Annotated in this window: 8 protein-coding genes; 5 read left to right on the top strand and 3 right to left on the bottom strand. The window is 62.9% G+C overall.

The features are described from left to right. Positions 1–6: 6 nt before the first annotated feature. From ACXJ7R_RS02130 to ACXJ7R_RS02120, 3 genes are all read right to left on the bottom strand, one after another. The gene (locus ACXJ7R_RS02130) at positions 7–3,138 is read right to left on the bottom strand and encodes an efflux RND transporter permease subunit (RefSeq protein ID WP_457150366.1); all 3,132 of its coding nucleotides are present in this window, start codon (positions 3,136–3,138) and stop codon (positions 7–9) included. Further along, positions 3,135–4,298 carry an efflux RND transporter periplasmic adaptor subunit gene (locus ACXJ7R_RS02125; protein WP_457150365.1) on the bottom strand — a complete coding sequence of 388 codons (1,164 nt, stop codon included), beginning with the start codon at positions 4,296–4,298 and terminating at the stop codon, positions 3,135–3,137. The genes ACXJ7R_RS02130 and ACXJ7R_RS02125 overlap by 4 nt, the downstream gene beginning before the upstream one ends. A 260-nt stretch (positions 4,299–4,558) precedes the next feature. Then, positions 4,559–5,386: a MurR/RpiR family transcriptional regulator gene (locus ACXJ7R_RS02120; protein ID WP_457150364.1), complete on the bottom strand. Its 828-nt coding sequence runs from the start codon at positions 5,384–5,386 to the stop codon at positions 4,559–4,561. A gap of 237 nt (positions 5,387–5,623) precedes the next feature. Here ACXJ7R_RS02120 and ACXJ7R_RS02115 point away from each other — a divergent pair, with 237 nt between their 5' ends. The 5 genes from ACXJ7R_RS02115 (at position 5,624) to ACXJ7R_RS02095 (ending at position 12,239) form a co-directional block, all read left to right on the top strand. Continuing rightward, entirely contained in the window at positions 5,624–6,442 is an 819-nt protein-coding gene (locus ACXJ7R_RS02115) for an N-formylglutamate amidohydrolase (RefSeq protein WP_457150363.1), read from the top strand. A 20-nt stretch (positions 6,443–6,462) separates the two neighbouring features. Next, positions 6,463–8,019: an amino acid permease gene (locus ACXJ7R_RS02110; RefSeq protein WP_457150362.1), complete on the top strand. Its 1,557-nt coding sequence runs from the start codon at positions 6,463–6,465 to the stop codon at positions 8,017–8,019. 88 nt (positions 8,020–8,107) lie between these two features. Continuing rightward, on the top strand, positions 8,108–9,478 hold the full coding sequence (locus ACXJ7R_RS02105; RefSeq protein ID WP_457150361.1) for a glutamine synthetase family protein: 1,371 nt from the start codon (positions 8,108–8,110) through the stop codon (positions 9,476–9,478). A gap of 182 nt (positions 9,479–9,660) precedes the next feature. Next, positions 9,661–11,049 (top strand): aldehyde dehydrogenase family protein, encoded by a 1,389-nt coding sequence (locus tag ACXJ7R_RS02100; RefSeq protein ID WP_457150360.1) that lies wholly within the window; start codon positions 9,661–9,663, stop codon positions 11,047–11,049. Between the two features lie 17 nt (positions 11,050–11,066). After that, entirely contained in the window at positions 11,067–12,239 is a 1,173-nt protein-coding gene (locus ACXJ7R_RS02095; RefSeq protein WP_457150359.1) for an iron-containing alcohol dehydrogenase, read from the top strand. The last annotated feature ends 272 nt before the right edge of the window (positions 12,240–12,511 follow it).

The following is a 12,511-nucleotide window of genomic DNA, read 5'->3' as shown; positions in this document are numbered from 1 at the left end:
ATTTCTCTATTCGGCCGGTTCAACATTGGCATAGGCGGCTTCCTCGAGCTCGCGCTTCAGCCGCGCTTCCTCATGGGTCTTCGGCGTGACGAAGCGGCCCAGCAAGAGATAGGCGACCGGCGTCAGGAACAGCGTCGAGACGGTGGCAAGGCCCAGTCCGCCGACGATGACCCAGCCGAGCGCCACGCGCGCCTCGGCACCGGCGCCGCTCGCCAGCACCAGCGGCAAGCCGCCGAGCACGGTGCAGATCATCGTCATCATCACCGGCCGCACGCGGATGACCGAGGCCTGCTCGATCGCTTCGCGCACGCCAAGCCCGCGATCGCGCAGCTGGTTGGCGAATTCGACGATCAGGATGCCGTTCTTGGCCATGACGCCGACCAGCAGCACCAGGCCGATCTGGCTGTAGGCGTTGAGGCTGGTGCCCGAGAGCAGCAGCGCGAAGATGGCGCAAGCAAGACCCAGCGGCACCGTGGCCATGATGATGACGGCGCTGACGAAGCTTTCGAACTGGGCGGCCAGCACCAGCAGGATGATGACGAGCGCGAAGCCGAAGATGGTCACCATGCCGCTGTTGGTCTCGCCCAGCGTTGCCGCCTCGGCCAGCGGCAGGATGCGGCTGCCCGCCGGTAGCAGCGGCGTGGCGATTTCCTCGGCGCGGGTCAGCGCATCGCCGAGCGCGAAATCGCCGTTGAGGTTGGAGGTGATCGCCACCGACGGCTGCTGCTGCTCGCGCGATAGTGACGGCGGCACCGCACGCTCGGTCAGCGTGGCAATGGTCGACATCGGTACGAAGCGGCCGTCTGATGTCTTCAGGAAGATGTTCTCCAGGTCGGTCGGGTCGTTGATCGGGTTGGTGGTCGAGACCAGCTTCACGCCGTAGCTACGGTCGGCGATATAGACGTCGACGACGTCGTTGCCGTCGAGCATGGCCTGCAAGGTGTTGGCCATCCCGGTGATGTCGATGCCGAGGTCGGAGGCGCGCTCGCGGTCGATGGCCACGGCCAGTTGCGGCTGCGTCGGATCGATCGACAGGCGCGGTGTCTGGAAACGCGGGTCCTTCTGCATCCCGGCGATGATCTTGACCGCCGCGTCGCCGAGCGCCTTGCGGTTATTACCGACCAGGGCGAACTGCAGCCCGTTGCCGGCACCGCGAATGCCGAGGCTGTTGGGCTGCACCGGGAAGATGCGCACGCTCGGCACTTGTTTGGTAAGCTGGCTGATCTCGGCCATGATCTCTTGCTGGCTGCGGCTGCGCTCGTTCCACGGCGCCAGCGTCATCACCATGAAGCCTGAGTTGTAGGAGCCGTTCTGGCCGGCGTTCTCGAACGTGCTGCGGATCTCGCCAGACTCGCGCATCGGCTGGATCAGCTTCTCGATCTTCTGCATCTGCTGCGTCGTGTAGTCGAGGCTGACACCTTGCGGGGCGCTGATGCGCAACAGCACGGCGGCGCGGTCCTCGGTCGGCGTCAGTTCCTGGCGGATGGTGCCGAACAGCGCGAAGGCGGTGCCGGCAAACAGCACCGCGACCAGAAGCACGATCCATGGCGCGTCGAGGCAAGCGTGCAGGGCGCGCTTGTAGGCTGAATTCAGCGCGCCGCCGATGCGAGCGCCGATGCCGTGGCCACTGTCATGGTGGAGCGAGGCGCTCGACAGCATGCGCGAGGCGAGCATCGGGCACAGCGTCAGCGCCACCACGCAGGACAAAAGCACCGACATGGCGAGCACGAAGCCGAATTCGCGGAAAAGGCCACCGGTCTGGCCGGGCAAGAACGAGATCGGCACGAAGACGGCGGCCAGCGTCAGAGTCGTGGCAATGACGGCGAAGAACACTTCCTGAGCGCCGAGCACGGCGGCGGCGCGCGGGCCCATGCCTTCATTGCGTCGTCGCACGATGTTTTCGAGCACGACGATGGCGTCGTCGACGACCAGTCCCGTCGCAAGCACCAAAGCGAGCAGGGTCAGGATGTTGACCGAGAAGCCGGCCAGATAGATGGCGGCGATGGTGCCGATCATGGCAACAGGCATCGACAGTCCCGGGATCAGCGTTGCGCGCCAGTCAAGCAGAAACACATAGATGACGATCAGCACCATGGTCACGGACAGGCCGAGTGCGATCTCGACCTCGTGCACCGCGCCGTTGACGAAAACCGCGTCGTCGCTGGTGATCTTGATCGACATGCCCTTGGGCAGGTTCTCCTGCAACTTGGCGACGGCGGCCTGAACGCCGGTCGAGATGTCCAGCGTGTTCGATTCCGCTTGGCGGATGATGCCGATGCCGATGCCGGTCTTGCCGTCCGAACGCAGCGTGGTCTGGCCGACATCGGGGCCCAGCGTGACGGTGGCGACGTCGCGGATGCGCGTCGTGCCGCCGATGATGATGTTTTCGAATTCCTCGGGCGTGGTCACGTCCGCTGTCGTGCGGACGATCAGGTCCTGGTCTGTCGTGGTGATCGAACCGGCCGGGGAATCGAAAGCGACTGAGGCAAGCGCCGTCCTGAGGTCGGCGACGGTGAAGCCGAGGCTGGCGAGCTTGTTCTGGTCGACGTCGATCCGGAAAATCTTGTCGCGATAGCCATAGATCTGGACGTCGGCAACGCCGGGCACGGCGGCCAGTTCGTCCTCGATCTGGTCCTGGACCACCACCGTCATGTCCTGGATCGACATGTTGTCCGAAGTTACCGCCAGTCGCATCACCGGGTCGGAATTGGCGTCGGCCTTGACGATGCGCGGTGGATCGGCCGTGTCCGGCATCAGGTTGGCGACACGGCCGACCGCATCGCGCACGTCCGAGGCGGCGACGTTGAGGTCGACGCCGTCGTTGAACTCGATTGTGACGCGGCTCGAACCGAAGGAGGAAGACGACGAGATCGACTTGACGCCGGAGACGCGGGCGACAGCGCCTTCGATGGTGTCGGTCAGTTCACGGTCGACGGTTTCGGCCGCCGCGCCTGCGAAGGCGGTCGAGACCGTGACGACCGCGCGGTCGACGTCAGGCAGTTCGCGGATCTCGACGCCATAGAAGGCAGCCAGGCCGGCGACTGCGATCAGTGTGTTCAGCACGAAGGCCATCACCGGCCTGCGGATGAACAGGGCGGTAAAGCCGGTGTCGCTGGCGGCGTTGACAGGGCTGGTCATGAGCCTTGAGCGGCGTCCTCGGCGCGCTGCTCTTCGCCGGCGATGTGCACAGCACCGCCCTCACTGACGCTCTGGGTGCCTTCGGTCACCACCATGTCGCCGCTGTCGATCTCCGCGTCGATCAGCACGGTTTCGGTGTTGCGCTGGATGATGCGCACCGGGACCCGCCTGGCCTTGCCGTCCTCGATCTGCCAGACATAGGCGCCGTCCGAGCCCCAGAGGATCGCCAGCGGGCTGACGGCCGGATAGGTCTCGCCGGCGAACTTCATGGTGATGCCGAACGACATGCCGGCACGCAGCGAATCGGCCGGGTTGGCGATCTTGGCCTTGACCAGAAGGGTGCGGCTCTTTTCATCGATGTGGTTGTCGATGGCCGAAACGGTGCCGGTGTAGGCTTTGCTGGGATTGGCAATCGGCGTCGCCGTCAATTGCGCGCCGACCTTGACGGCGGCGGCGAAGCGTTCGGGCACGAGGAAATCGACAAGGATACTGGAGCGGTCGTCGAGCGTGGCGATCGCCGACTGGTTGGTCACATAATTGCCGGCGGCGATTGGAAGGATGCCGACGGTTCCGGCGATCGGTGCGATGATGGAGCGGCGCTGCAGGGCAAGTTCGGCATCGCGAAGTACCAGTTTGGCGACCGCCAGCACCACTTCGGCATCGGCGACGGCGACCGGTGTCGCTGCGTTGGAAGCCCGCAGCGATTTCACCCGGTCGAGCTTGTTCTGCGAGTCCTGTAAGACGAGCTTGGCACGATCCTGCGCGATCACCTCGGTCTCGGAATCGAGGGTGGCAATGATCTGTCCCTTGTCGACATGGCTGCCGGATTCGACCAGCAGTTCGGCAAGGCGGCCGGAACTGTATGGATTGACGGTCACCGAGGCATTGGCACGGCCGGTGCCGATCGCCTGAAGGCGGTCGTTGATGGTCGCCGTAGTGGCGGCCAGGGCGACCACGTTCACCCGCCGGTTGCCGCCATTGCCGCCGTTCGCCTGCTTCGTGCTGGCGGCACCGGTTTCAGCTGGGGGCGTTGCCGCATATACCCAGTCTATCCCCCAGCGTGCCAGCACCTCGGGTGCGCCCGGAAAAAAGCGCAGCCAGGCGGCTGAAGCCACGACCAGCACCACAAGCGCGAAAAGTATCTGTTTCCAGGCGRCCATCGGCACTCCGGTAGGCAAAACAATCCTTCCGTCTAAAGCGCGTCGCGTCGAAACGGATTCATGTGACGCGCTTTAGGTCTTTTGTTTATGCATGTCGCTATCTCAAAACCGGGGCCACTTTTGAGCGACATGCATTGCCGGTTTCCCGAAAGGAAGCAGACGCAGCGAGGCTATTCTAAGGCAAGAAGACGCCCCGATATCGCGCCTTTATGACAACTCGCCAGTGTCAGCGCACATTAAATCTGTGTAACGTTGACGGTCTAACGCAGACCTTCCATCTCGCGGATGCGCTTGGCGCCTTCTGCTTCCAGTTGCCTTGTGACGGCTCCGATCAGTGTTTCGGCGACGACGAAGAGGGCTGCCGAAGAGTCCCATGCCGACGGCACCGCGGTTCGTCCGGCAATGACGTGGCGGGCAAAGCGGGCGATCGGCGACAGCCACTGGTCGGTGAACAGCACGATCTGAACGCCGCGCTGGTGTGCCTTTTCGGCGAAGCGGAGGAGGCTGTCCTGGTAGCGCCTGATGTCGAAGATCACCAGCACGTCGCGCTTGCCCATGTCGATCAGCCGGTCGCGCCACATGCTTTCCTGGCCGGCGAGGTGAAAGACCTCGGGCTGGATGATGGCGAGGTGGGCGGCCATGTAACGCGCCAGCGGATCGGTGAAGCGACCGCCGATCAGGAAGGTCTTGCCGCGTCGGTCGGCAAGGCGGGCGGCGATGTCGGCAAGCTGCTTGTCGGACAGGTGCCTGAACGTCTCGCGCATATTGTCGAGCGTCGCTTCCAGCATCGGTGACGCGGTGCCGCCGCCGGGCGAGGGCGGGTTGAGCGTCCTTATGGCCGGCGATTGCAGCTGCGCCGCCAGTTCGTCCTGCAGGCTCGACTGGAATTCGGGGTAATTCTGGAAGCCGAGCCGGGCAACGAAGCGCAGGATCGTCGGCGACGAGACGCCAGCCGCGGCCGAGAATTCGGCAACCGTCTTGAGGCCGATCATCGGATAGCTGGCGATCAGGGTCTGGGCCGCGCGCCTTTCACTGGCCGGCATCGTGCCAACGCGGTCGGCGATCAGTTCGGCAATGCTGGAAATCATCTTTCCCCCGCCCCCGGACCGGAATGGCTAAACCCATCCGGCTCCGTCTGTTTGTCTTGGCCGCATTTTTGCGACGTCAGGTGATTCCACCTGGCTGCAAAATGCTTCGGCCCTGTCCACTGTCTTTTCCGAAATCGCATTTGACAAAACCGGGTAAACTGTATGAAATCATCCATAGGGACGCAATGAGACAAAATACGTAACATACGATACAGCGCTCCCCGGGGACGGCAGACTATGGAGCAAGCACGGCCCGCCAGCCTTGCATCGTCTGATACCGTGAGGGTGACCAACCCCGGCGGATCAAGCCCTTTCGTGCTGACCTGCGATCATGCCTCGAATTTCCTGCCGGCCGAATTCGGCACGCTCGGCCTTGCCGCCGAGGACCTGTCCCGTCACATCGCCTGGGATCCCGGCGCGTTGCCTGTTGCCCGCCGCATGGCCGAGGCGCTCGACGCGACGCTGGTCGAAACCCGCATTTCGCGGCTCGTCATCGACTGCAACCGTCCGCTGGATGCGCCCGATCTGGTGCCGCCGGTCAGCGAGACCACGACGATACCCGGCAATGCCGGCCTGTCGGACAAGCAGCGCGCGGCCCGCGTCGCGCTGTCGTGGCAACCGTTTCATGCCGCCATCGAGGAGATTGTCGACGGCAGGCTGGCGCGCGGGCAGGAAACCCGCCTGGTGTCCGTGCATTCCTTCACGCCGATCTACAAGGGCCGCAACCGGCCCTGGCATATCGGCATCATTCACGACGAGGACCGCCGGCTGGCGTCGCCTTTGATTGGGGCGCTGAAGCGGCTTGCCGGCGTCACCGTCGGCGTCAATGAGCCCTATTCGCCGGCCGACCGCGTCTATTTCACGCTGGAGCGCCACGCACGTTCGCGCGGCCTGCCGTGCGCGATGATCGAGATCCGCAACGACGAAATCGCCGGCGAGACCGGGCAGCGGAAATGGGCGGATCTGCTCACGGGCATTTTTTCGGATCTGGAGCCACAGGAGGCCGGATACACCAGATCGCATTCAGTCGGAAAGTCAGTTCAATCGGCCAGCTAAGAACCAACAGGGGACTTCCAATGGCAGCACCGGGTTACACTGAAGTTGACAAGGCGGAGGACGTAAAGGCCCTCCACAGCATGGGTTACGCCCAGGAACTGGAGCGGCGCCTCAGCCGCTTTTCGAATTTCGCCGTTTCCTTCTCGATCATCTGCATCCTTTCGGGCGGCATCAATTCGCTGGCCCAGGCAACGTCCGGCGCCGGCGGCATCGGCATCGGCATCGGCTGGCTGGTCGGCTGCTTCGTTTCACTGACCTTCGCGGTCGCCATGTCGCAGATCAGCTYAGCCTATCCGACTGCCGGCGGCCTCTATCACTGGGGTTCGATCCTTGGCAACCGCGGCACCGGCTGGGTCACGGCCTGGCTCAACCTGCTCGGCCTGATCACCGTGCTCGGCGCCATCAATGTCGGCACCTGGACGTTCTTCGTCGGTGCCTTCGGACCGGCGCTCGGCATCGAGGGCACGCTGACCAACCAGATGATCTTCCTGGTCATCATCACCGGCGCCCAGGCACTGATCAATCATCTCGGCATCAAGCTGACGGCGAAGCTGACCGACTTCTCGGGTTATTTGATCTTCTTCGGTTCGATCCTGATCGCGGTCGTTTGCCTTCTCTCCGCCGAGACCTGGGATTTCAGCCGGCTGTTCACCTTCCACAACTACTCCGGCGATGCCGGCGCCAGCGTCTGGCCGTCGGTTTCGAATGCCTGGGTGTTCGCACTTGGCCTCTTGCTGCCGATCTATACGATCACCGGCTACGATGCTTCCGCGCACACCTCCGAGGAAACCATCAAGGCAGCCTCCTCGGTGCCGCGCGCCATGGTCATGTCGGTGATCTGGTCGGCCGTCTTCGGCTACTTGTTCCTGGCCGCCTTCGTGCTGATGATCCCGAACATGGATGACGCCGCCAAGCAGGGCTGGAACGTGTTCTTCTGGGCCTTCGACCAGCGCGTCAGCCCCGGCATCAAGGAGTTCGTGTACCTCGTCGTGTTCGTCGCGCAGCTTCTGTGCGGCCTCGCAACCGTGACCTCTGCCTCGCGTATGATCTTCGCCTTCTCGCGTGACGGCGGCCTGCCGGGCTCATCGGCACTCGCCAAGGTCAGCCCGACCTATCGCACGCCGGTGGCGGCGATCTGGACGGCGTCGATCCTGTCGGTGCTGTTCGTCTGGGGTTCGACGCTGGTCTCGGTCGCCGGCACCTCGGCCTACACCATCGTCGTGTCCTGCACCGTCATCTTCCTGTTCCTGTCCTTCACAGTGCCGATCGTGCTCGGCATGCTGGCCTGGGGCACGCCGAAGTGGGACAAGATGGGTCCGTGGAACATGGGGCGCGGCGTGTTCATGCTGTTCGCGTTCCTGTCGATCGTGTCGATGATCCTGATCTTCGTCATCGGCATCCAGCCGCCAAACGATTGGGCGCTCTACATCACCGTCGGCTTCTTCATCTTGACGGCGATCGTCTGGTTCGCCTTCGAACGGAACCGCTTCCAGGGTCCGCCGCTCGGCGACATCATCGCGGCGCGTCAGGCAGCCATCAAGGCGGCGGAACAGGCCGTCGGCGAAACTGGTCACTGACATCAACCATCCTGGCCATGGCCGGCATCGCGCCGGCCATGGTTTTGTTTAACCCGTTCAAAAGCTCAAGCGCTGGAGTGCCAAAGGAATGGCCGGAAATTTCTCGTTCGATCAGTTGAAGAAAGCGGTCTCCAGCGGCGAGATCGACACGGTGCTCGCCTGCATCGTCGACATGCAGGGGCGGCTGGCGGGAAAGCGGTTCCTGGCACAGTATTTCGTCGATTCCGCGCATGACGAGACGCACGGCTGCAACTATCTCCTGGCCGCCGACATCGATATGGAGCCGGTGCCCGGCTACAAGGCGGCGAGCTGGTCGAAGGGCTATGGCGATTTCGTCATGAAGCCGGATCTGGCGACGCTGCGGCGCATTCCGTGGCTGGAGAAGACGGCGCTGGTGATCTGCGACGTGCTCGACCACCACACGCATGACGATCTGCCGCATTCGCCACGCGCCATCCTGAAGAAACAGGTCAATCGGCTGACGGAGCGCGGCTATATCGGCTATTTCGCTTCCGAGCTCGAATTCTATCTGTTCAACGAGACCTACGATTCCGCCCGCRAGAAACACTGGCAGGGTCTCGATACCGCCTCGCCTTACATCGGAGACTACCAGATCGGGATCACCACCAAGGAAGAAGGCGTCATGCGCCGGCTTCGCAACGAGATGGAAGCGGCCGGCATCCCGATCGAGAATTCCAAGGGCGAGTGGGGCCCAGGCCAGGAAGAGATCAATGTGCGCTATGCCGAAGCGCTCGACATGGCGGACCGCCACGTCATCCTGAAGAACGGTGCCAAGGAGATTGCCGAGTCCGAAGGCAAGGCGATTTCCTTCATGTCCAAGTACAATTACGGGCTGGCCGGCAATTCCAGCCATATCCACAATTCGCTGTGGAGCACCGACGGCAAGACGCCGCTGTTCTTCGACAAGAAGGCCGACTGGACGCTGTCGACGCTTGGCCAACAATGGGCGGCGGGACAGCTGAAATACGCCAAGGAATTCACCTGGTTCCTGGCGCCCTACATCAACTCCTACAAGCGCTTCCAGGCCGGCACCTTCGCGCCGACCAAGATCATGTGGAGCGAGGACAACCGCACCGCAGGCTTCCGGCTGTGCGGCGAGGGCACCAAGGGCATCCGCATGGAATGCCGCATCGGCGGCGCCGACCTCAACCCCTATCTCGCCTTTGCGGCGCTGATCGCCGCCGGCCTTGCCGGCATCGATGAGAAGCTGGAACTGCAGAAGCCGTTCGTCGGCGATGCCTACCAGGCGTCGCGTTTGCCGGAGATCCCGAAGACGCTGCGCGACGCCACCGAGACGCTGGCGAAGTCGAAGATGCTCAAGCAGGCGCTCGGCGAGGATGTGCTCGAACACTATGTCCACACCGCAAAGTGGGAGCAGTTCGAATACGACCGCCGCATAACTGATTGGGAACTGCACAGAGGGTTCGAGCGGTATTAAACTAGTTCGCGAACGTCGGCGCCGCCTCTCTCCGTACCCCTCCCGTGAAACACGGGCAGGGGATGCCCGCGCCGGAGCACTTCCCTTCTCCCCTTGACCATACGAGGCGAAGGTGCAGGGCGGGCAGATGAGGGGCGGCGCCAAGCCATAAGATTTTGTTGTAGAATGCGAGGACTTACAAAATGACCGAGACGGTCAAACTCAAATCCCCCATTGATGGCTCGATCTATGCCGAGCGGCCCGTGGCAACGGACCAGGCGATCAATGCCGCGGTCGAGCGCGCCAAGGCGGCGCAAGAGAAATGGGCCGAGACGCCGATCGTCGAGCGCGGCAAGTACATGCTGGCGATGCTGGAAGCGCTGGTCGCGATGACCGACGAGATCGTGCCGGAGATCGCCTGGCAGATGGGGCGCCCGGTGCGCTATGGCGGCGAGTTCGGTGGCGTCAAGGAACGCACCAACTACATGGTTGAGATCGCCGAGGCGGCGCTCAAGGCCGTGCCGGCTTCCAACCTGAAGGACGGCTTCAGGCGCTATGTGAAGAAGGACCCGCTCGGCGTGGTCATGGTGATCGCGCCGTGGAACTATCCCTATCTCACCGCCGTCAACACCATCGTGCCGGCGCTGATGGCCGGCAACGCCGTCATCCTCAAGCATGCGGCGCAGACGCTGCTGGTTGGCGAGCGCTTTCAACAGGCTTTCGACAAGGTTGGCCTGCCCAAGGGCGTGTTCCAGAATGTCGTGCTCAACCACGCGCAGACCGAGAAGCTGCTCGGTTCGGGCAAGATCGACCACGTCAACTTCACCGGTTCGGTCGGCGGTGGCCGCGCCATCGAAAAGGCGACGGCAGGTACCTTCATGACACTCGGCCTCGAGCTTGGCGGCAAGGATCCGGCCTATGTGTTGCCTGATGCCAAGATGGATCATGCGGTCGCCAATCTGGTCGACGGCGCCTTCTACAATTCCGGCCAGTGCTGCTGCGGCATCGAGCGCGTCTATGTGCACGAAAAGGTCTATGACGAGTTCGTCGAGGGTTTCATCGCCGAGACCAAGAACTATGTCGTCGGCAATCCGCTCGACCAGGCAACGACGATGGGGCCGATGGCGCAGGCGCGTTTCGCCGACTTGATCCGCGAGCAGAAGGCCGAGGCTCTGCGCAAGGGCGCGGTGGCGCACATCAACATGAAGGTGGCCAACGACAAGGCCGGCTCGCCCTATCTGGCGCCGGAAGTGCTGACGCAAGTCGACCATCAGATGAGCGTTATGCGCGAGGAGAGTTTTGGGCCGATCGTCGGCATCATGAAGGTGCGCAACGATGAAGAGGCGATCGCGCTGATGAACGACAGCCCCTATGGGCTGACCGCTTCGATCTGGACCCGCGATACAGAGCATGCCGTGGCGATCGGCAACCGCGTCGAGACCGGCACGGTGTTCATGAACCGCTGCGACTACCTCGATCCGGCCCTGGTCTGGACCGGCGTCAAGGACACCGGCAAGGGTGCTGCCTTGTCGGCCATCGGCTACGACAACCTGACCAGGCCGAAATCGTTCCACCTGCGCGAAGCCATCTGATTTTCGAAAGACAAAAAATGTCCAAGCTCATCTCCAAATGGAACTACCCCACCACCGTTCGCTTCGGCGCTGGGCGCATCAAGGAACTGCCTGAGGTGTTGGCGGCTACCGGCATCAAGCGGCCGCTGTTCGTCACTGATCCCGGCCTGGCGAAACTGCCGGTCGTTGCCTCGACCCTGAAGATCCTCGACGATGCCAAGGTCCCCTACGGCGTCTTCTCCGAAGTGAGGCCGAACCCGGTCGAGTCCAATCTGACCGCCGGCATCGCGGTGTTCAAGAAAGGCAAGCATGACGGCGTCATCGCCTTCGGCGGCGGCTCGGCGCTCGATCTCGGCAAGCTGATCGCCTTCCAGGCTGGCCAGACGCGGCCGGTTTGGGACTTCGAGGATGTCGACGACTGGTGGACGCGCGCCAATTCCGACGCGATCGCGCCGATCATCGCGGTGCCGACCACGGCCGGCACCGGATCGGAAGTCGGCCGCGCCGGCGTCATCACCAATGAAGCGACGCACACCAAGAAGGTCATCTTCCATCCTAAATTGCTGCCGGCCATCGTCATCGCCGATCCGGAACTGTCGGTCGGGATGCCCGGCTTCATCACCGTCGGCACCGGCATGGATGCACTTGCCCACTGCCTCGAGGCCTATTGCGCGCCGGGTTACCATCCGATGGCCGACGGCATCGCCGTCGAAGGTGTCCGGCTGGTCTTCGAGAACCTGCCGAAGGCCTATGCCAACGGCAAGGATCTCGTCGCGCGTGCCCATATGATGAGCGCCGCCGCGATGGGCGCCACCGCCTTCCAGAAGGGGCTGGGCGCCATCCACTCGCTGTCGCATCCGGTCGGCGCGCTGTACGACACCCATCACGGCATGACCAATGCGGTGTTCATGCCCTATGTGCTGGCCTTCAACCGGGACTCCATCGAGGAGCGCATCGGCCGGCTTGCCGCCTATTGCGGCATCAAGGGCGGCTTCGACGGCTTCGCCAAGGCGATCATCAAATTGCGCAAGGAACTCAAGGTGCCGCATGCGCTTCCGGGCCTGATCAAGGGGCTCGACATGGACAAGAAGCGCAAGGGGCTGATCGCCGATATGGCGGTGGTCGATCCGACCGCTGGCGGCAACCCGGTCAAGCTGACCAAGAAGGCGGCCCTGACCTTGCTTGAAAACGCTATCGGCGGCACGGTGTAAGACGGCTTTCTTGTTGAAAATTGATCTGGAAAATCAGGGCAAACCAAGGGGGAAAGGATGAAACACATGGCGGAAAGTAATTAGCCGGAAAAATAAGTGATGGCTAATTGCTACAGCCGGTTAAAAAGAGTTAAATTTTCGCGCTGCGAGCAGCCGGTTTCACAAAGCTTTCATCTGGCTGTCACATGAAAACGATACCGGATCGCAGGCGTCCAACGGCGTCAGTTCAACGGAGAGAACACATGTTCAAATTCACGGGGAAAGTGCTTTCC

Source organism: Mesorhizobium sp. P5_C1 (assembly GCF_054049815.1).
The sequence above is the reverse complement of the archived record's forward strand: the minus strand, read 5'-3'. Positions and strand labels throughout refer to the sequence as shown.

Excerpts from the sequence above, each read along its gene's own strand:
- ACXJ7R_RS02130 (WP_457150366.1), bottom strand. The coding sequence starts at position 3,138 with ATGACCAGCCCTGTCAACGCCGCCAGCGACACCGGCTTTACCGCCCTG.
- ACXJ7R_RS02120 (WP_457150364.1), bottom strand. The coding sequence starts at position 5,386 with ATGATTTCCAGCATTGCCGAACTGATCGCCGACCGCGTTGGCACGATG.
- ACXJ7R_RS02115 (WP_457150363.1), top strand. The coding sequence starts at position 5,624 with ATGGAGCAAGCACGGCCCGCCAGCCTTGCATCGTCTGATACCGTGAGG.
- ACXJ7R_RS02100 (WP_457150360.1), top strand. The coding sequence starts at position 9,661 with ATGACCGAGACGGTCAAACTCAAATCCCCCATTGATGGCTCGATCTAT.
- ACXJ7R_RS02095 (WP_457150359.1), top strand. The coding sequence starts at position 11,067 with ATGTCCAAGCTCATCTCCAAATGGAACTACCCCACCACCGTTCGCTTC.